This is a genomic window from Allocoleopsis sp. (assembly GCF_036703385.1).
Classification (GTDB): domain Bacteria; phylum Cyanobacteriota; class Cyanobacteriia; order Cyanobacteriales; family Coleofasciculaceae; genus Allocoleopsis.
In genome coordinates, this window is record NZ_DATNPA010000025.1 from 1 (window position 1) to 20402 (window position 20402).

Consider the following 20402-nt stretch of genomic DNA (forward strand, 5'->3'; position numbering starts at 1 on the left):
ATTCGATTCACTGTCGTTTATATAGAAGTGAAATAATTCCCAATTTCCTCGTTCGTTGAGTCGATAGCATTCAACACTCATCTGGTCGGGGTCGATTAGCAGATACTCGCGCAGCGTCTCAATGCGGCGATAGTGTCTAAACTTCTCACCCCGGTCAACGGCTTCTGTACTAGGCGAAAGAACCTCAACAATTAAACAAGGATAGCGAATAAATTGACGAGCTAAGCGATCGCGCTCATCGCAAGTGACTGAAACATCAGGATAGTGAAACGGACCCTTTTCAGAAATGCCAACTTTAGCATCACTGGTCAGTACTTTACAGCCCTTACCTCGCAGGTGAGACTTGAGCAGGGCAGCTAAATTGACAGCGACTTGATTGTGGGGAATCGTCCCCCCAGTCATGGCAAACACATTGCCATTAACGTATTCGTAGCGGATGGGCTGCTTTTCCTCCCACGTCAAATAGTCTTGAGGTGTCATTCGTGGAAAGTCCGGACTTGCAACCATAGTTCTGCAATACCCTCATTTATTTCAACCTTAGCAGGCAAAAGATAGCTTGCTTGTTAGTAAGCGATCGCATTTTGTACGGAACAGGGTGCGATCGCCTTTTATCCCTCCCAGTAGGCTTGCGGCTCCTCTAGAATTATGAAAGACGCTCTATGAGAGACAGTTTGATGAAAATCCGGAGCGATGTCTATGACTTCAGCAATTCCTGAACAAGTTCGTTGGACGATCGCCGATCTCGAAGGTTTCCCTGATAACGGCAATCGTTATGAAATTATTGATGGAGAGCTATTTGTGACTCGTGCCCCCCATTGGGATCACCAGGATATTGTTGGTGCTATTTACGCAGAGTTGAGAGCTTGGTCTCGACAGAGTGGTTTGGGTAAAGCGGCATTGACACCAGGCGTTATCTTCTCTGAATCTGATGCTGTAAATCCTGATGTAATTTGGATTAGCCATGAGAGGCGATCGCCATTAATTGATCGTTCAGGTCATCTGACAGGCGCTCCAGAACTCGTCGTTGAGGTTTTGTCGAATACTGAAAAAGATAAGAAACGTGACCGTGAAACCAAGTTAAAACTCTATTCCGTTCAAGGCGTTATTGAGTATTGGATTGTGGATCGCGAACAGCAATTGATTGAAGTGTATCGACGAGAAAATGGCGTACTTAAGAAAGCTATGACCTTGTTTTCAGCCGATCAACTTACGAGTCCTCTCTTGCCAGGATTTAGCTGTGAAGTGGCACTGCTGTTTGAATAAATTAAAGGGGGAGCAGGGAACTCCTTAACTCTATAAGGGCTAAGGGGGTAGACGGGTAGGGTGTAGAGGGGTATACGACTCACCCTACAACCTACACCCTTGCTCACCTTATGGAGACAAAACGAAGAATTTGCCAAGAGAGTATCTTACGGATCGGGGTGCGATCGCATTGTAATTACTCCTAAAGACTGATGTTAATGTAGGGGCGAACGGCTTTTCACTCCTACCACAACCCAAACCCTGACAAACAACCCATGAGGGCAACTGAAGTTCTAGAGCAATACGCCGACGGGAGACGAGATTTCAGTGGAGAAAATCTCAGAGGGCAATCCTTCAAAGGCAAAAACCTCTCCGGAGCAAACTTCAGTGCAGCCGACCTCCGAGGGGCAAACTTTACGAATGCAACGCTAATCGGTGCTAACTTCAATCGTGCGAAAGCTGGGCTACAACGCCGTTGGGTAATTGGTTTGGTTATAGCCTCATGGCTACTATCGGGACTATCAGCAGGTTTTTCTGGACTAGCTGTCTTCTTACTGGGACGTACATTTGACTTTACCCATCCTTGGGGAGTTAGCGCTGGTGTGGCTTTCTTAATCGTACTTGTGCTTTTCTTTCTCCTTGTTATCTACAAAGGTTTAGAAGCAGGTTTAGGAGCTATCGTTGTTGCTGTCCCTGTAGCTGTTGCTGTCGCTTTTGTTTATGCTGTCGCTGGCTCTGAATCTAGCTCCTTTGTTATCCCTATAGCTGTTGCTGTCCCTGTCTTTTTCGCTTTTGCTTACGCTTATGCTTATGCTGTTGCAGGAGCTTATGCTGTTGCAGGAGTTTATGCTGTTGCAGGAGTTCTCATCGTCGCTTTCGCTGTGCGTTTCGGTTTTGCTGCTGGAGCTTATGCCGTAAATGGAATTGTCGCTGGAGTTGTTACGCTACTCACTTACATCAGTTGGCGTGCCTTGGTGGGAGATGATAGAGATGCCTGGGTTCGGGGAATTACCATCGCCTTTGCCGCCATAGGCGGTACTAGCTTTCGCCATGCTGACTTAACTGACGCTGACTTCAGTTCTGCCATACTCAAAAGCACAGACTTCAGAAGGGCTAACCTTACCCGTACTCGCTGGCACCAAGCCAAAAAGCTTGATCGCGTTCGCTCCGGAACCACTTATCTTCAGTTTCCCAAACTACAACAGTTACTTATTACGGGACAGGGACAAGCTCAGAACTTTGATCGCCAAAACCTCCGAGGCGTCAACTTACAAGGCGCTAACCTAACTGATGCCAGCTTCATCGGAGCCAATTTAAGCGAAGCTAACTTGCAAGATGCTGACCTATCCAGAGCCAAGTTAGCGCAAACGCAGCTAGACGAGGCAGACTTAACGGGTGCTACTCTCACAGGCGCTTACATTGAAGACTGGGGCATTACCAGTCATACCAAGCTGGATGGGGTGAGGTGTGAGTATGTTTTTATGCGAGTGCCGACAAAAGAAGACCCCAATCCCCGCCGCAAACCTGACAATTGGAAAGAAACGTTTAAAGACGGTGACTTTGCCGACTTCATCAAACCCATTGTCGATACCCTCGACCTCTACCACAACCAGGATGTTGACCCCCGTGCCATTGCCATTTCCTTTAAGCAATTAGCAGAAAATCACCCAGAGGCAGAGTTAGAAATCGTAGCAATGGAGAAACGGGGTGGAGATAAATTTATGCTCAGGGTTGCAACCGCTCCAGATGCCAATCATTCTGAGCTGAATGCCGAGTATTTTGATACTTTCAACGAAATTAAAGCTTTGGCACCGCGAGAGCTACAAGCACTATTAGCAGAAAAAGATAGCCGAATTAGTAGTTTAGAAACTATGATAGCGACGGCGCTGCAACGCCCTAGCTTTTATGCCAACACTTATCACCAAGTAGGAGATTTTATGTCTGAAAGCAAAGGTAACATCAGCATCACCAGTGGAGATGGCAGCAAAATCAGTGGAGTTGCAGGCGCAGGCGAAAACATGACTGGCTCGGCAATGGCTGATGTCAGCGGTACAGTCACTATCGCCATCAATGAATTACCCGACTCTTCCGAACCCAACAAACCCGGAATCAAAGAATTACTCTCACGACTGCAAGCGGCAATTAATGACCCAAATCTAGCCGACGACGACAAAGCACAAGCATTAGAACAGATAAAAGTCTTAGCAGAAGCCGGACAAAACCCCAAAAATGAAACCGCACAAAAGCAGGCAAAACGAGCGATGGGGTTCTTGAAAGTAATTGCTGAAGGCTTACCTAGTGCAGCACAATTGGTGAAAGCTTGTCAAGATGTATTGCCTGCGATCGCACATTTCTTCGGTTTGTAATTGGCTGGATTACACAATCCCTGATTGACCCCTCCCCAACCCTCCCCTTACTAAGGAGAGGGCGCAAGATGTTCCTGTTCCTGCCTTATACCGATTTCCTAAATGTTTGCTACAAATAGTTTTCTTGTTCCCCCCTTACCAAGGGGGGTTAGGGGGGTTCATTCCGATTTGGCAATTTCTACCCTGTTTCAACTATGAATCCTCGGCTCAGGATGCAGCGTTGCCAACAACTCACTCTCCTGAATCGCCAACTCCTCCAACCGCTGTTTAACCACATCCCGGTCAAAATAAGTATCCGCGAGTACCCAGTAAATTCCATAATGCCTCGCCTCAGACGCCATCAAACTCCGATAAAATTCAGCTAACTCGCGATCGGGGCAGTGAGTCGCCAGTAATCCCAAACGCTCATGTGATCGCGCCTCAATCAAACCAGACACCAGTAAAGAATCCAACAACCGCTCCGGTTCATTCTTACGAATCAGTGCCGTCAATCCCGCGCCATAGGGAGGTGCCGCAAGGGGAGCCAAAGGGATACCACGCCGTTCCAACCACTGGTTAACCAGCTCGAAGTGTTCCAGTTCCTCCCGCGCGATCGCAGTTAGTTGACGCACCAGTTGTGTACTCGACGGGTAGCGAAACATCAAGTTTAGGGCCACGCCTGCCGCCTTACGCTCACAATGAGAGTGGTCGAGTAAAATAATATCTAGGTGGGCGATCGCTTGCTCGACCCACTTCCAGCTACTTGGCTGCTTCAGGGTGTTAATAATCGGCAGTATAGAAGACACGTTTTTCGGGAAATCAACTCGACTTAGAACAGGATAAGGGCTTGCTGCGGTCAGGGATGCTCTTACTTTAAGGTAATTGAGCTTGAGGAACTATCTCGAAAGCTTCCCAGTCCTTGACTCCAAGGAATAAATTGCCTGTCTAGGAACGCATCTCTTCAGAATCGAGGGTCTTTTGCCTAGCAAGACGTAAAACTCACTGATTCCCTTGAGAATCAGAAATTTGAATTTTGGCTCCTGTTATAACTCATAGATAATTATTTTGACTGAGAATCGTGCGGAAGAATTTGGGCATACTGAGAACAGTAAGTATACCCCAGTGTTTCTGGCTACAGTGATGCAAGCAAACTTTCAAGGGTGCTGCCTGGTATTTGGTGCAATCGGATATTAAAAAACAAAAATGACCCATCGTCGTATTGTTATCGGTGACGTGCATGGTCACTATGACACCCTGATGTCCTTATTAGAAGCGATCGCCCCCACTGGCGATGACATGGTTTATTTTCTCGGTGATTTGATTGACCGAGGCCCCCAGAGCGCAAAGGTGGTGGAGTTTGTCAAAGAAAGCTCCTACCTCTGTCTACTGGGAAACCATGAACAAATGTTACTAGACATCTTGGGTGACGGAGAAATCTATGGCCCAGCGCTGCAAGCATGGCTTTATAGTGGCGGTCACAGCACCGTTAACAGCTATGGCGAAGCAGGTGTACGCCAAGATCATATTGAGTGGATGCGGACGCTGCCCACTTACCTCGATTTAGGGGATACCTGGTTAGTTCATGCGGGTGTCCATCCCCGAATTCCTCTAGAGAAGCAAAGCTCAGAGCAATTTTGTTGGATTCGTGATGAATTCCACAGTATCACTCAACCCTACTTCTCCGATAAGCTCATCATCACAGGTCACACCATCACCTTCACCCTGCCTGGAGTAATCCCTGGCAAACTGGCTCAAGGTCGAGGCTGGCTCGATATTGATACGGGTGCTTATCATCCCAAGAGTGGCTGGCTGACGGCTTTAGACCTCACCAATTCCCTGGTTTATCAAGCCAACGTCTTTCGCCGTCGCCTCCGTAAATTACCGCTTGCGGAAGCTGTGACGCGGGTCGAGCCTTCTACTATACTCCCGCGTCGCTCAGCGATGCGCTAATGAAGCTCCCGTCCCTCAAAAGAGACGGGTTTTTAACGGCGGGTTCTTGTATATCGGTTCTCCGTGGAATAAGGTACAGGTAAGTGCTGTAAGCTAACAGGCATTCCAGTTTACAGGATCACAATTCTGAAACTCTTTTGGAATGGGCTTCTTGCCCGTTCATGCAGTGCAACTTGAAGGCGCAACATATCACATAGATACAGCAAGGAAAGCACAAGACCTGATAGCTAACTGCTAACGGCTATAAAAGAGCACGAATTTTGTTTTTGTAAGCTACTGTATCTAATCCAGAGCCTCGATTTGCTGTTGCTGGGTCAATTGCTTGCTGTAGCGCCTTAATTCGATCCTCAGTCGCTGGATGACTACTCAGGAACGTAGGAACAGAGCCGCCGACTTTCAATAGCTTTTCCATAAACGCGACCATTGCCGAGGGCGCATAGCCAGCCTTTTCCAAAGTCTGTAATCCCAGTTGATCGGCCTGGAGTTCGTCTTTACGGCTGTTTGGCAGCTGAAGCGCCACTTTGACGCCAAGATTGACGAGCGTGTTGCGGTCTAACCCAGCAGCAGATGCTATGCCTTGTTGGATCGCCGCCTGCCGCATTTGTTGAATCGCATGACGAGCTGCTATATGACCGATCTCGTGAGCCATGACGCTTGCCAACTGAGCTTCATTGTCTGCGGTAGCGATCAAACCGGCATTGACGTAAACAAAGCCCCCCATTGTCGCAAAGGCATTGATGCTTTTATCATTGACCACCTGAAAGGTGTAAGGGATATCAGGGCGTTTGCTATTTTGTGCCAACCGTTGACCCAATTCATTGACATAGCGATTAATTTCGGGATTGCGATAGAGCCGAATCTCGCTGCCAACCAGTTCGTTATTAATCTGCTTTCCAATTTGGACTTCCTGGTTATTGGAAATATTGGAGAGCTGGATTACCTGAATGCCATTAAGAATTACGTCAAACCATCCTGCTTGCGACGCTTGAGGAATTCCTACAGTAAGACTTATCGTCAAGACCAAGGACAGTAATGGATAGAACAATCGACGCCGATAACGATAGGAGAGTGAGGAGAGAAACTTGAACATTGCGAATACGACTAACACAGCTGTATTTAATTAAGCTTAGAAAACGAAGACGTTATTTGAGGGCTGTTAGTTGCCATCTCTGTCAAACTCCCCATTGCTCTCCAATCCCAGCTAAAACAGATGTTGAGCCACACCAACCCCTCACTTGAGCCTTGACAAGGTACTAGGACACTAGGAGAATTTATCTCGTTAGGCCGACCCTGCCATGCTGATCTCTTGCAGCAGTCGTGGTAACTTATCACAGGACTATCAACACGAGCATTTTGGTAGCCTTTTTAATGGATAGTGCTAGAGAGTGCTGTTTCGATTGTTCTGTTTGCAAAGACACACACGCAACGTTTCATGGCTATTTTAGATTCTAAAGGACGTTTATTCGGTAAGGTCAGCATTCTCGACGTGGGTGCGGCCTTGGTGATTCTATTAGTGATTGTCGGTATCTTTTTCTTTCCCGGTACCACCGGCTCCGTAGCACAAATGGGCGGTGCGACAAAACCCGTAGAAGTGGATTTGATTGTTCGGGGTCTTTCTGTTCGTAATCCTGACGCGTTAATCAATCAATTTATGGAACAGAAGAAGACCAATATTATCATTCGCAATCAACCCTATGGTCAGGTTGGGATTAAATCCGTAACCAAAATCCCACAAACCCTAGCTGTACCCCAGCCAGATGGCTCGGTCAAAGAACTCCCCGATCCCAGGAGTCGTGCTTTTAGTGCCGATATGATGATGACTTTGGTTGGTCAAGGACAGATTACCAATGATGGGCCAGTGTTAGGCAATAGCAAAATTAAAATTGGGACGCCGGTAGAGTTGGAGGGCATGGATTACAACTTCAAAGCCAGCGTCATTGAAGTCAGAGTTAAGTAAAGGATGGGGGAATGGGTTAGCAGGTTACCAGTGAGAGGTTAGCAACTTAACAGGCCAAAACTCCCAACCTTCTAACCTTCAACCTCCAACCTTCTAACCTTCAACCTTCAACCTTCTAACCTCTAACCCATGCCTCCAACTTTCAACTCATTCCCCAGGCTTCACATCCAGCAATTTCAAATATCGCCGAATTAAACCAATGGTCACCGCAGGCAGTTCTAGCTGGGGAGTTAATCCAACATCATCAAGAGTTTGGAAGACACGAATAGCATTTGGGTTGAGAGCAGCAAGACGCTTACCAATTTCCGGGCCAGTAAATTCGGATTTTTCTCCCCAGATTACTGCTGTAGGAGTGGTCAACTGAGGAACGTATAACGATAAGTCAAAGCATAAATCCCCTCGAACGAAGGAAAGTGCGGCATATTCAGCATTGGGCTGTTGGGCTGATTCTAAATAGGCGTCCACGATTTCTTCGTAAATTCTGCTGCTTCGAGCAAATTGCCGATTTTCCAAGAAGCTGGCGATCCCAGCCCGATTGGCGACCCCTGCGCTGTAGATGATGCGGTCAAGGATCGGGGTACTAACCAACTGAGCAAAGAAGCTGCGCGTGTAATTTTCTCCAAAATCCGATAGTCCGGCTGGTGTGGTGAGAATCAGGCACTTAAATAACTCAGGACGTGCGATCGCTGCTCGGATGGTAAGCGCGGCTGTTAGAGAAGACGCGACTACTGGCGTGGGCTCTGTACAAGTCTGTTCAATGAACTCTATGATTGTAGTAATGTAGTCATCTATGTTGTAACTCCGTTCAGGGTGCTCTGAACGACCCCAACCAATTAAATCGGGTGCAAGAATTCGATACTCAGTCGCGAAGGCTGGGTATACCTTTGACCATTCATAAGCAGATGAGCCGCCGCCAAAGCCATGCAAAAACACTAATGATGGCAACTGTTTGGGGTCAGCGGTTTCAGGTTCCTGCCAAGGTGCTCCTTCGGCTGTGTAATACACTATTCTTCCCAGCGAGGTCACCACGACGTGCTGCTTAAAACCATTGGGTTCAATCATGTCTAAACCTCATTGCTACTGCCATCATCCCTGATTTTGGCGTAAGGCCACTTCTTACTCTTGGTTGATTCTCTATCCTAGAGGAGAGGGAGCTTCTTCTTTCAAAAGTACAGACTCCAATCAGTAATTCAGCAAAAAACTTTTGTAGTCTTGATTGTCAGCTTTTTTCCGGAACACCATTTTCTTGCCAAGGAAAATTAATCAGAACTGGATAAAACTCTCCCATAGTGTTGATTGGAGAAGGTTGCATGATTCAAGGGTGTCTGTTAATCGAGGGATTAGTTGCTCGCTTAAAAACAAAAAATTTTCGCTTGTTCCATGTCAACTTAGTTGACGGTCATGCGGTTTTTGAGAAAGTGCGTTCATATTAGTGTTATGGCAATACAGTGCAGTATCCAGTTCAATGAAGTCAGCGATTCTCAGGCTTTTGAGCCGGAGACTGACTTAAAGGAGCCGCAATCCGTCATTGCTTCTCCTAATTGGGACGTAGCTGAGTTTGACTCTAATTTAATCGTGATAAGACCTTCTAGCGTCTGCCTTAACCTGGAAGATTTGAAATGCTTTGAAGTCGTGGATCGGCAGTTTCACCGTTATGGAATCACCTTTGAAAATGCGATCGCTTTACAGCCTTCAAACCCTGCCTACCCGCCTCGAACTGGTACAAATGTACTGATGGGAGCGCCAAAAAGCGGTTGGATGGAAGTGGCCTTTTTGCAACCTGTTGATCAGTTCTGCTGCTATGTCACCAGCTCTCAACGGATGCTTCTGTCTGTCTATGACCACCAGAATCGACTCCTTGCCCGCAAATCCTTGAACAAACCCAACTTGGCTGGTTCTGATTCGTCGATTTCTCCCAATGCCCCATTTAGAATCGAGGTGCCCAATATCTCTCGGATTACCTTCTATGCCTTTGATGGTCAACTCACTTTATCTGACTTGAGTTTTTCTTTTTAGTCAAAGGCATAGTTTGAGTATTCCGCTAATCAATCTGCTAGCTTCGCTTTTGTCACAGAAGCATTGTTAACTCCCAGAGTTAGCTGCAAAGGCTTACGGGAAGGATACGCTCTAGCAACTTGTCGATAAACGTCATAGTTAGTTGGTAGCGTTACCTTCTGTCCACTCTGTTGGTAAGTCATCTCGTACTTTACAATACGTAATAGTTCAGGTTTGCTTGCTTGTTCTCCAGCCTTTTGTCGTTGTTCGACCTCATCGATGCTAGGTCGTGGCGGCAGTTTAGGCCACCATAATCCTTTATCATCTGGACCGATTACAGCATTTTGAGGTTTCTCGCCATTACGGTTAAGCAGGGAATTTGACGCGAACTCCTCAAAGCGCGGCTGCTTATCATTCACAGGATCAGTAGAATACTGAACTTGCCAGGTCAATGTGGTCAGCGCAGTTGCGTCATACTGGTCAGTAGTTACTGTGTCACAACTGCTAAGAACGACTGCCACACAAACGCTTACCAAGAAGACCAAGAATTGGCGACGCTGTAAGTAGTGGCTGACGCTGAAATAAAGACTCTTTAGACTCACCTGATTCCTAACTACTTACCAATAACGAGCGAATGCAGCTTGCCCCGCTTTACCCTATTCTGTACAAAATTCTCAAACCGTTGTTTCCCAGTTGTCTTTGGGCAGGATCGACTCATTCTCGTGCGATCGCGCTCACCTTTGATGACGGCCCCCATCCCCAGTACACACTAGAACTCCTGAACGTCCTAGACCAGTATGACATTAAAGCTAGTTTTTTCTGGCTGGGCGCTTGCGTAGATCGATCGCCAAGCGTTGCTCGAGAGGTCTATAGGCGGAATCACTGGATTGGCTTGCATGGATATTACCATCACTCCTTTCCCTTTCTTAAACCCGAAGCACTCAAGCAGAGTTTGGCAAAAACTCAAGAAGCGATTGGCGCTGCGCTTGCGACGCGTGACGCCAAAGCTTGTCAGCTTCACACAGACAAGATTCGAGACGTTCGCCCCCCTAATGGTTTATTTACCCCCCAGACTTTGAGTTTATTGCACCAATGGAACTATAGACCTGTTATGTGGAGCGTTGTACCCGAAGATTGGGAGCGCCCTGGTGTGAGTGTGGTCGTGCAGAGAGTTTTACGGCAGGTTGAAAATGGGTCACAGATTGTGTTACATGATGGTTATTGCGGAGGACAAGATGTAGCTAAGACGACGGCTCAGTTAATTCCTCTGTTGTTACAGCAAGGTTATCATTTCATCACAATCGACCAATTATGGCAGCTTTCCCAACTGGCTTGAAATCTTCATCTAGTTAGCTAAAGCTAGCTTTAGCGCTTAGCCTGAACGAAAGGAGACTGTTGGCGATATTGAGTGAGCCCAAATTCGCTTGTATAACTCCCCTTTAAAGGAAAGGGACTTTTCTCCCCCTGGTTTCTCTGCTTCCACAGCTCCCCCTGCTTTCTTAAAAAGGGTGTATACAGCCTAAATTTGGCATGAGCCCCCCGCTATGTAATGAAAGTAAACACTTACACTTCCGTCTGTTTTTCTGCGTTCTGCCCTCTGGAGCCTGCCCTGTTTTCCCTCTCTCATGCGCAGCCACTCCTACGAGCCTTGGGCTCTTCCAAAGCTTTTTCATCAAGACCTTTACCCAATTGCTAAGTTTGTGTGTTAGAACAGTTGTTTTACGGATGTCTTACAGGAACACATCTTGGTTGAAACTACACCTGTCTCCAGTTAGAGAAAAATGTCCCCACGCCGAAAATTTTCGCTAACGTAGTCACAGAAGAGGTTAAAAAGAGAACGCTTGTACTAAAAAAAACGTTCGCCTATGGATTTCAAGAGATACCATTGCTGTCATCTATCTGCTGAATTCATTAAAATGGCTTAGTGTATTTCAGCTATTTATCTGGGGTCATCAAGATTGAAGCTAGAGTAAATTTAGGAAAGCTTGACCTCACAAGGAGAGAGTACTCAATTCTCAACCGGAAGGGCTACCCGAAAATGTAGCGACAACCGTCACATTACATTTGATAATGATCATGATCTGGAGTCAGCTTGTGAACACAGCATAGGAGTATGGGAACCTAGCTAACACTAGCCGACAGAGTCTTTGGCACAATCCCCAGGACAAGGCAACTCAACGAAAAGGAATTGATTATGGGTGCATTAATTCCAGTGACATTAGCTTTGTGTAAAAGCCGATTGTAAATTAGATTCATAACCTTTGAGATTGAAGCTTAAAACCCAAGTCCAAATTTGGTAATTAAGGCTACAATCAAAAAGTCTCAAGAGAAGCCAGCATTCAAACTTACTGTAATCGAGCATTCGCGAGGACGTTGAGGAGCGAAAGTAGATGCCGAATCTTACTGGTCGAACTCAGCGATTAAATAAGACCTAGAATGCTACAGAAAGTGACTAACTGGCTACGCTATGTAAGTAGATTAACAGACACTATCTACTGGTCTTTAACTGAAGGAGCATGAGGAAAAAGGCATGACCCAGGCAAACGACGTACTCGCAACACTAACTCAACCCGAAGAAAGCGAGTTTGAATTCTTGATCGAGGATGAAGCGAACCGAGACGAGCTAGTGGACGCTCAACCGGATGAGGAAGACGGTAAGCCTGGAAAGGTGCGCTCTACCCGCCGTCGCGCACAAGCAAAGAAAAAACACTATACAGAAGATTCTATTCGCCTGTATTTGCAAGAAATCGGTCGAATTCGGTTATTGCGGGCAGATGAAGAGATTGAGTTGGCTCGTAAGATTGCAGATTTACTAGAGTTAGAGCGTATACGCGATCGCTTGTCTGATCAATTAGAGCGAGAGCCAAAAGATAGCGAATGGGCAACCGAGGTGAATATGCCTCTGCAAGCCTTTCGTCATCGCCTCTATGTAGGACGGAGGGCTAAGGACAAGATGGTGCAGTCCAACCTGCGTCTGGTCGTGTCTATTGCCAAGAAATACATGAATCGGGGACTTTCCTTCCAAGACTTGATTCAAGAAGGCTCTCTAGGTTTAATCCGTGCCGCTGAGAAGTTTGATCATGAAAAAGGCTACAAGTTCTCCACCTATGCAACTTGGTGGATTAGGCAAGCCATCACCCGTGCGATCGCCGATCAGTCCCGCACCATCCGCTTACCGGTTCACCTCTACGAAACTATCTCACGCATCAAAAAAACCACTAAAATCCTCTCCCAAGAAATGGGTCGCAAGCCCACCGAAGAAGAAATTGCTGATCGCATGGAAATGACCATCGAGAAGCTGCGGTTCATTGCCAAATCTGCCCAACTCCCCATCTCTCTCGAAACACCGATTGGTAAAGAAGAAGACTCCCGCCTTGGAGACTTCATTGAAGCTGATGGTGAAACCCCAGAAGATCAAGTGTCCAAAAATCTGCTTCGGGAAGACCTCGAAAGCGTTCTTGACACCCTTAGCCCTCGCGAACGTGATGTTCTCCGCTTGCGCTACGGGTTGGATGATGGACGCATGAAGACCCTGGAAGAAATTGGTCAAATTTTCAACGTCACTCGCGAACGAATTCGGCAAATTGAAGCCAAAGCGCTCCGCAAACTGCGCCATCCCAATCGCAACAGTATTCTCAAGGAATACATTCGCTAAATAGCTGGTCGCAAGACTGGTACGAAAAGAGAGGAGCAGCCTTAAAATTGCTCCTCTTTATTAATTATTAATTAATCATGTACAATAATCTATTACACATTTAAATTGCATAGAGGTAACCGCTAAAATCCTGAGCCACACAGGGTTTGCTTTTTTAACGTTTGACGTTTGACTTTGCTTGTAGCTTTGCCAAAAAACTGAATTACCAACAAAAAAGCTGAGTGTTTGCTAATAAACACCCAGCCAACGAATTGAGATTGACTCCAGATTGCGCGATTAGGGATTACAGCAGACCCCAGAAGTGCAATACACCTTGACCTGTAACGAACTCAGTAATTAGAGCGGCAACGAAGCCAATCATGGCTAAACGACCGTTCCAATTTTCTGCTTGAGGAGTAAAGCCGAATTTGGCATCGTTGCGAGTTTCGCCTTGCATAGTTTTTGCTCCGTTGGTAACTTTTGCAAACTTGTATGTAAACTAATGTAACTAATGGTTGGCAAAACGGCAAGGTTCTGATCCGTCAATCTAAATAGATTCTGTTTAAGGTATGCATAGCGGTTGAGATAGGTGATTGCCTACAAGAGGAGCAGCTCTAGATTCCGAGACTCATCAAGAAAGGAATTATGTCTATCATCGCTTCCCAACTACCCGCTCGATTGGACTATTACTACCACCAAATTAAGGCGGTCATCCTAAAACGTCAAAATCCGATTACGGGTCTATTACCAGCCAGTACGGCGATTAATGCCCACGGCGACTACACCGACGCCTGGGTACGGGATAACGTTTACAGTATTTTGGCGGTTTGGGGACTAGCCTTGGCTTACCGCAAGCTCGATGCGGATGGTGGGCGTACCTTTGAACTGGAACATAATGTTGTCAAGCTGATGCGGGGGCTGCTGTTCTGCATGATGCGGCAAGCTCACAAAGTAGAACGGTTTAAGGAAACCCAATCGCTGATGGACGCCCTGCACGCCAAGTACAATACCAGCACCGGCGACGTCGTGGTGGGCGATGACCAGTGGGGTCACTTGCAGCTGGATGCAACGTCCCTGTTCTTGCTGATGCTGGCTCAAATGACAGCATCAGGACTATACATCATCTATACCATCGACGAAGTTAGCTTTGTCCAAAATCTGGTCTATTACATCGGTCGGGCGTATCGTACACCCGATTACGGTATCTGGGAGCGCGGGAATAAGGTCAATCATGGAAATCCTGAACTAAACGCGAGTTCGGTTGGGATGGCCAAAGCGGCATTGGAAGCGATTAATGGATTAGATTTATTTGGTGTGCGGGGTTCAGCAGCGTCTGTGATTCATGTATTACCGGATGAAATGGCGCGATCGCGGATTACACTGGAATATCTCCTGCCCCGTGAGTCGGGTTCCAAAGAAACAGATGCGGCTCTGCTAAGTGTGATTGGATTCCCCGCCTTTGCCATAGAAGACGCCGAACTCATCGAACGCACCAAGAACGACATTGTTAAGAAGCTAGGGGGGCAATATGGCTGCAAGCGCTTCCTGCGGGATGGTCACCAAACCGTTTTGGAAGATACCACACGCCTGCACTACGACCCTTGGGAACTGCAAAAGTTTGAGCATATTGAGTGCGAGTGGCCTTTATTTTTTTCCTATCTCGTGCTCGATGGCCTATTTCGGGGAGATACCGAGCAAGTTCAGAACTATCAAGCGCGTTTAGAAAGTTTGTTAGTTGAGCGAGACGGACTCAAACTGCTACCCGAATTGTATTACGTGCCTTCGGAGAATATCGAAGCAGAGCGGCAGTCTCCTCGTAGCCAAAGGCGTCGTCCTAACGAAAATGTGCCTTTGGTGTGGGCGCAGAGCTTGTACTATTTGGGTCAGATGCTGAGTGAAGGGCTCATTGCACCTGGAGATGTTGACCCCTTGGGGCGTCATTTATGCATCGGGCGTCATCAAGACCCGGTGGTGCAAATTGCCCTACTCGCAGAGGATGAAGATTTACAGGCTCAACTCGCCACATACGGGATTGCCACGCAAACTCCCAAACAGGTAGAGCCGATGCAGGTGCGTCAGGCGATCGAGCTGTCAACGGTTTATGCTCAAATGGGGCATTGTGATGCGCTCTCGCTAACAGGACGCCCGGTGCGACGTTTGCGGAGTCTGACAACGTCAAGAATCTTTCGGATTGGGCAAGAGACAATTGTGTTTCTGCCTGCGTTTTTGGATCAGCAGCAGTTTTATCTGACCCTGGATTACCATTTTCTGGTGGATCAGATTAAAAGTGAACTCGCCTACATTCAGCGCCACTGGAGTGAGTTAGGGCGTCCAACGATGACGCTGTTGTTAACTCATACGATGTGGGAAACCAGTCGGGAAGCGGTGGAGGATAGGCATAAAGGCAGAGAAAGAGACAATTCCTCAATTTCCCATCCGAAATCCCAAGATTCACCCCTTTTAGAGTTAATTCAGCAACTAAAAGAAGGTTGGTGTGAAGGCGTTCGGGTGAAGTTGGGCCGTCTCAATCAATTGTTACTCACGGCTGGAATCGAGCGCATTGATTTTCTGCGCGAGTTTGAATTTAGCCAATCAGCGGTCAAAGATGCTATGCCTCGTGAGTGTTACCTTACCAGCCGTCCTGGACAACATGGGCCATTAGGCCATACTCAGGAATTTTTACTGGAGTGTGAAACGAATCTGCGGTTATTGCTGGATAGCTTGCGAGAATCGGATAACCTCTACGAACAAATCGAGTTGTTGCGTACCCTGAAACGTCTGCGAGGATTAGAGTTCGATACGGGCTTTGGGGGGCCAGGGCTACGGGTGACGGTGGCGGATTTGCTGAATGAAGTTTATCTCAAAGCGAGTACTGAATCGGTTTCTCCTTACTGGGCGGTAGTGCGTCAAGCGGCTGGTTTGCTCAACAAGACGGATATTAGTCTGTCGGATGCGGTGACAGAGATGTTGGTGCGTGGGAAGCAGATTACCGTTGGGAGAGCTTATAGTGAGGCGTCGCTGATTAAAAATCCGATGTCGCACTTGGAAATTCAAGCGAAAATTGATGAGTTCTGTCGGGAAGATATTCGCGATCGCGTCTTGACCCAAGAAATTCTCATATATTTGGGTACTATTATCAAGGCAGAACCTTCTTTACTCAAGGGTTTGCTCACGCTACGAGTTGGGTACCTGATTTTGCTATTAACCAGCGAACTGGCGGCTGAACTAGGGGTCACTCAGGATGAAGCCTATGAGCAGCTGATGCACTTAAGTCCGTTGGAAATCAAGATGCGGTTACGCTCTTGTTTAGCGGGATATGAGGGCATGAACCAAAAGCTGCGTCAACAAGAATCATTGCACGTCAAGCGGCTTGATCGCGAAATTAATTGGGCTGTCTTGTCAGGCGAAAGGGAGGAGACAGAGGAGACACCAACGGTTGGCAGTTGGGTGAGAAAGCGGCAGTTAGATGGTGCAGCCGGTCGGGTTCCCAAAAACTTCTATCCTAGTGTTTGGCTAGTGATGAAACACTGTAGGGGTTTGGTGATTGGGGATAAGTTGGAGCGTCGTAATCGCTTGGATAGCGCTCCGATTCTCTCCGAGATGACGCCAGGAGAAAAGAATTTTGCCTTACGGGTGGAGCATTTGCTCAATAAGATTGAAGCGCCGGAATATCGGCAAGTCAATATTGAGGCTTTGATGGAACTGGCTGCGATCGCAGAACGCAATCCTGAGTTACAAGTGGAAGAGTATATCGTGTTCGATGTGCTGATCGGTCATGCTGTGCGGTTGGCCTGGTTGGAGCGATTTCCCGAAAAAGCAGATCGATATGATGAGTATAAGGCGGCGGCTTGGCGTGCCTTTTACGATACTTCACCCACTGAGTGTGCGGGACATATCCTGAAGGCGTTCCGCTTCTTGACTCAGGTGGGACAGGCGACGGCTGTTTAGAGCAAAAATGGGGATTAGGGAAAAGCTGCCTCACACTCCCAAGATGAGGCAGATTACCATAGAACTAATAACGGGTCACGGCTTGAATTAATCCAAAATCCAAAATCCAAAATCTAAAATCGATATGTCTCATTTCACAACCATTAAAGTTCAAATTAAAAATGGCGAGATGCTGCATCAGGCATTGGAGGAATTGGGATACAAGGTAGAGTGCAACAAAAAAGTCAGGGGATATCTGGGAGATACAACGAAAGCTGAATATGTTATCCGGCAGGATAATGGTTTTGATTTGGGCTTTCGCCACGATGGTGAGACATACGAATTAGTGGCGGATTTCTGGGGAGCGAGGATTGATCAGAAAGGGTTTATCAACTCGTTGATGCAAAAGTACGCTCACAAAACCCTGATGGCATCGGTACAAGAGCAGGGGTTTAATGTAGAGGAGGAAGAAACTCTGGAAGATGGCACGGTGCGAGTCGTTGTGGGACGCTGGGTTTAGCCAATTGTTGCCCTCAACTGCCGCGTTCACCAGCTATAGCTGACAAGCCTCAAGGCGAGAGAACAGAGCATCTCCCACACTGCGCAGATGTACTGTAATTCTCGCCCTATCCTCACCGAGTGCTGGTAAGTGTCCTATGGGCGCACCTAGCGTATAGGTGAGGTTCCATTCATCTAACCATCTGTTTCTGACTCGCCAACCCACGCGTTCACCAAAGCGGCAGTATGTTTCCCAACTGGCATTAGCTTCTCCCCCGATACTCTGCCAAATACGCTTCTGGACACTAAAACCGAAGCGCCCATTACTATACTTGACCCAGAGTTGATCAATCGTGCGCAGGTCGATACAGGGAAAGTATGGGATGTCCTTGGCACGAAGCCAGCCATTTTCTTCTTGATGACAGACTTGGAGCATGACAGCAAGGGTTTCTCTATCACCTTCTTGCCATTTCCCTGCGGCTAATAAATCTTGCAGTCTAGTGTAATCCACATCTAAAACAGAGTTCAGAGGGATATACTTTTGTAACACATGCTTGACTTTTGGCTGTGTTCTCTGTTTTTGCAGTAGCAAAAATGCGGCTTGCTGTACCTGCTCTGAAGCATCATCCAAAGCCTGAATCACCAAGTCTAAACCGGCTTCTCCATACTTGAGCGCCTCAGTAAGTGCAGTAATCCGTAGCGTTTCAACTGGACTCACCAAACGTCTTTTAACACCTTCTAATCCTCCCAAAATTGCACCGCCCGATGGAGCTTGCCCTCCAAGAACGGCGTCGTATTTTCTAGGCTGATTGGGATAGTCTGCCATTGACCTTTAGCTCTGCGCGCTTTGACAAATCCTCACTATTCATGATGGTACGCTTGGACGCGATGTTTCAGGTAACCTTAACAGGTATATTAGAGGGTCATTCATCCTAAAATTGATGCTCTTGCTTGCAGTAGTATGGGTTCACTAATCTTGCCAAACGTTAGTTCGCTCAATCTTGAGGTAGCTTTCTTTGAGCTAGCCGCCGTGAGAAGATAGCACGGTCATACTGCTATGCAGTTAAGGAAAATCAGTGGAGAACCTCATCATTGCGATCGCTGTATCCATTCTGGCGTATCTGGTATGGCTTAGTATCCGAGAACCCGTTGCCAAAATTGCAGTACTGCTCTACAAGATTACAGCTGTGCTCCTCAAAATTATAGCTTTGCTCTGGAAACACTTCTGGAGCTGGCTACCCTTTTTCCTGATTATCTTTTTGGCAGTCCAATTCGTAGAACCCTTCCGAAACTTTGTGGCACCCATCCAGAACTGGGCGGTACCTATCCAAAACTTCGGGTTTTCAGTCTTTAATTTCATCCAGCAGCTATTGTTTCCGCGTTAGTTCAAGTAGGTGCAACCAACTCTACAAGATTACGATGGCAGAAGTATTCGCCCGCACTCCCCATACTTTAATTTCCTGATAACTGCCACTAACAAGCATTTGCCCATCCGGACTGATAGCGACAAAATTAACCAAGTTTGGATTCTTTAGTCCTGATTCATTCTTCAACGCCTGAATCACTAAGTCTAAGCCTGCTGTCCCATATTTCAGCGCATCGGAAAGTGCAGAAATCCGTTGGGCTTCAACTGCGCTCGCCAAGCGTCTTTTAACGTTTTCTAATCCTCCTAATACCAAACTGCCAAATGGAACTTGACCTCCAAGCACGACATCCTGTTCTCTCGGCTGATCGGGATTCTCTTTCATCGCACCTTTAATGTTGCACTCTTATACCAGCATGGCATTGTTGCAGGTCGTTGCGGGAAGGTGGGTGTAATGCGATAACTAAGAGTAGGATGCGTCGCTAGCGAATTTTGTTTTAATGTACATTAGCGCCAGCGCGGCAGCAAGTATCAGTTCGCTGTGTTGACTTCAGAAATCGTACTTTTGAAAACGGCTATCGCAATTCCTCTCAGATAAGATTAAGGCGTTACGTTGGCAGTGCGTAAGCCCTAAAATTTTATGCCCCACTTCTCACAATGGGGTGCGATCGCCTTTCCCTTAACACAAATGTCCCTTTGTGCAAGACCGATAATTTAATTCTTTTGCAATTCTGCCTCCATCGGAGTCTCTTTGACCAGGGAATCTTCTCTTAAAACCTCTTGCTTTTTCTGCAAATACAGCTCATTTAGATCTTCCTGCCTGTCACTATCAAAAACTTTCCGCCCCTCTGCAAAAAGCTCTTCCTCCTCTTCTTTCAAATGGTGAGTCAGTAAATCTTTAAGCGCCTTTAGTTTAGCTTCCCATTGTGCCTGGGTAACATCAAGAGTGTTTAACTCGATCAAAAGTTGATTGGAAAGCCTATGTTCTTCAATTCCCTCCCTCACTTCAGACTCTAGCTGCTCTATAGGCAGAAGAGTTTCATAGACAATTTCTTCTTCTGCGAGGGTGTGGGAATGGAGCGTTTTTTTCAGTGCCTCCAAAAACTCCTGTCTTTCAGACGTTGCATCATCAGGTAAATCAAGGATTTTGGCGAGTTGCTTTCTCAAAATATCGTGTTCATCTTTTAACGTTTCAAAAATTGCCATAATTGCGGTTCCCTCATCAGTAGCTAGAGCATCCAAGATTTTGATAGCCACAAGAGTAGCATCATCGGTTCACTCTAAGCTTCTCCAATTAGGTAGAGACACTTCACTCGAAAAAACACCTTTGATTGTTCAGATATTTGGAAGTCCCAGATATCTTCCCTAAACTCACCTTTAAAAATAATCGTGTCAAATATTATTTGGATATTCTCTCCATGTTTCAACCTTTCATTCCCCACACCCGAATTGTATGATCCCAACTACTACTGATAAGGGGATGTCCATCCG

Annotated in this window: 19 protein-coding genes; 10 read left to right on the forward strand and 9 right to left on the reverse strand. The window is 46.8% G+C overall.

Translation table 11 applies throughout. From position 1 onward, the window contains the following. Positions 1–507: Uma2 family endonuclease (locus V6C93_RS01205; RefSeq protein ID WP_333474813.1), on the reverse strand; the 507-nt coding region annotated here is incomplete at its 3' end. 189 nt (positions 508–696) lie between these two features. Here V6C93_RS01205 and V6C93_RS01210 point away from each other — a divergent pair. Together V6C93_RS01210 and V6C93_RS01215 are read left to right on the forward strand one after the other, a co-directional pair. Continuing rightward, a complete protein-coding gene (locus V6C93_RS01210; protein ID WP_333474814.1) occupies positions 697–1263 on the forward strand; it encodes a Uma2 family endonuclease in 567 nt (188 codons plus the stop codon). A 254-nt stretch (positions 1264–1517) separates the two neighbouring features. Next, entirely contained in the window at positions 1518–3608 is a 2091-nt protein-coding gene (locus V6C93_RS01215) for a pentapeptide repeat-containing protein (protein ID WP_333474815.1), read from the forward strand. Positions 3609–3796: 188 nt separating this feature from the next. On the opposite strand, the gene V6C93_RS01220 is transcribed toward V6C93_RS01215, so the two are convergent. Then, complete coding sequence (locus V6C93_RS01220; RefSeq protein ID WP_333474816.1) at positions 3797–4393, reverse strand: tRNA-(ms[2]io[6]A)-hydroxylase; 597 nt, start codon at positions 4391–4393, stop codon at positions 3797–3799. Positions 4394–4790: 397 nt separating this feature from the next. Here V6C93_RS01220 and V6C93_RS01225 point away from each other — a divergent pair, with 397 nt between their 5' ends. Next, positions 4791–5537, forward strand: a complete 747-nt coding sequence (locus V6C93_RS01225; protein WP_333474817.1) for a metallophosphoesterase family protein — start codon at positions 4791–4793, stop codon at positions 5535–5537. 241 nt (positions 5538–5778) lie between these two features. Here V6C93_RS01225 and V6C93_RS01230 read toward each other — a convergent pair whose 3' ends face one another. Beyond that, a complete protein-coding gene (locus V6C93_RS01230) occupies positions 5779–6627 on the reverse strand; it encodes a M48 family metallopeptidase (protein ID WP_333474818.1) in 849 nt (282 codons plus the stop codon). Between the two features lie 342 nt (positions 6628–6969). Between V6C93_RS01230 and V6C93_RS01235 the strand changes: the two genes are divergently transcribed. Then, positions 6970–7494, forward strand: a complete 525-nt coding sequence (locus tag V6C93_RS01235; protein ID WP_333474819.1) for a DUF4330 domain-containing protein — start codon at positions 6970–6972, stop codon at positions 7492–7494. A gap of 147 nt (positions 7495–7641) precedes the next feature. On the opposite strand, the gene V6C93_RS01240 is transcribed toward V6C93_RS01235, so the two are convergent. Continuing rightward, positions 7642–8556 carry an alpha/beta hydrolase gene (locus tag V6C93_RS01240; protein ID WP_333474820.1) on the reverse strand — a complete coding sequence of 305 codons (915 nt, stop codon included), beginning with the start codon at positions 8554–8556 and terminating at the stop codon, positions 7642–7644. A 375-nt stretch (positions 8557–8931) separates the two neighbouring features. Between V6C93_RS01240 and V6C93_RS01245 the strand changes: the two genes are divergently transcribed. Continuing rightward, the gene (locus V6C93_RS01245; RefSeq protein WP_333474821.1) at positions 8932–9510 is read left to right on the forward strand and encodes a hypothetical protein; all 579 of its coding nucleotides are present in this window, start codon (positions 8932–8934) and stop codon (positions 9508–9510) included. A 29-nt stretch (positions 9511–9539) separates the two neighbouring features. Here the strand turns inward: V6C93_RS01245 and V6C93_RS01250 are convergent, their stop codons facing one another. Then, positions 9540–10091: a hypothetical protein gene (locus V6C93_RS01250; protein WP_333474822.1), complete on the reverse strand. Its 552-nt coding sequence runs from the start codon at positions 10089–10091 to the stop codon at positions 9540–9542. A gap of 32 nt (positions 10092–10123) precedes the next feature. On the opposite strand from V6C93_RS01250, the gene V6C93_RS01255 reads away from it, so the two are divergent. Further along, complete coding sequence (locus tag V6C93_RS01255; RefSeq protein WP_333474823.1) at positions 10124–10825, forward strand: polysaccharide deacetylase family protein; 702 nt, start codon at positions 10124–10126, stop codon at positions 10823–10825. Between the two features lie 1194 nt (positions 10826–12019). Continuing rightward, positions 12020–13144, forward strand: a complete 1125-nt coding sequence (gene rpoD / locus V6C93_RS01260) for an RNA polymerase sigma factor RpoD (RefSeq protein WP_333474824.1) — start codon at positions 12020–12022, stop codon at positions 13142–13144. 283 nt (positions 13145–13427) lie between these two features. Here the strand turns inward: rpoD and V6C93_RS01265 are convergent, their stop codons facing one another. Beyond that, positions 13428–13580 carry a chlorophyll a/b-binding protein gene (locus V6C93_RS01265; protein ID WP_333474825.1) on the reverse strand — a complete coding sequence of 51 codons (153 nt, stop codon included), beginning with the start codon at positions 13578–13580 and terminating at the stop codon, positions 13428–13430. Positions 13581–13768: 188 nt separating this feature from the next. Here V6C93_RS01265 and V6C93_RS01270 point away from each other — a divergent pair, with 188 nt between their 5' ends. Together V6C93_RS01270 and V6C93_RS01275 are read left to right on the forward strand one after the other, a co-directional pair. Then, positions 13769–17071: a glycoside hydrolase family 15 protein gene (locus V6C93_RS01270; protein WP_333474826.1), complete on the forward strand. Its 3303-nt coding sequence runs from the start codon at positions 13769–13771 to the stop codon at positions 17069–17071. A 124-nt stretch (positions 17072–17195) separates the two neighbouring features. Then, positions 17196–17570, forward strand: a complete 375-nt coding sequence (locus V6C93_RS01275; RefSeq protein WP_333474827.1) for a DUF1257 domain-containing protein — start codon at positions 17196–17198, stop codon at positions 17568–17570. Positions 17571–17603: 33 nt separating this feature from the next. Here the strand turns inward: V6C93_RS01275 and V6C93_RS01280 are convergent, their stop codons facing one another. Beyond that, positions 17604–18374 carry a GUN4 domain-containing protein gene (locus V6C93_RS01280; protein WP_333474828.1) on the reverse strand — a complete coding sequence of 257 codons (771 nt, stop codon included), beginning with the start codon at positions 18372–18374 and terminating at the stop codon, positions 17604–17606. 250 nt (positions 18375–18624) lie between these two features. On the opposite strand from V6C93_RS01280, the gene V6C93_RS01285 reads away from it, so the two are divergent. Beyond that, a complete protein-coding gene (locus V6C93_RS01285) occupies positions 18625–18933 on the forward strand; it encodes a hypothetical protein (protein ID WP_333474829.1) in 309 nt (102 codons plus the stop codon). A 21-nt stretch (positions 18934–18954) separates the two neighbouring features. Here V6C93_RS01285 and V6C93_RS01290 read toward each other — a convergent pair whose 3' ends face one another. Both V6C93_RS01290 and V6C93_RS01295 read right to left on the reverse strand, forming a co-directional pair. After that, positions 18955–19296 carry a WD40 repeat domain-containing protein gene (locus tag V6C93_RS01290; RefSeq protein ID WP_333474830.1) on the reverse strand — a complete coding sequence of 114 codons (342 nt, stop codon included), beginning with the start codon at positions 19294–19296 and terminating at the stop codon, positions 18955–18957. Positions 19297–19625: 329 nt separating this feature from the next. Beyond that, the gene (locus tag V6C93_RS01295; protein ID WP_333474831.1) at positions 19626–20168 is read right to left on the reverse strand and encodes a hemerythrin domain-containing protein; all 543 of its coding nucleotides are present in this window, start codon (positions 20166–20168) and stop codon (positions 19626–19628) included. Between the last annotated feature and the right edge of the window lie 234 nt (positions 20169–20402).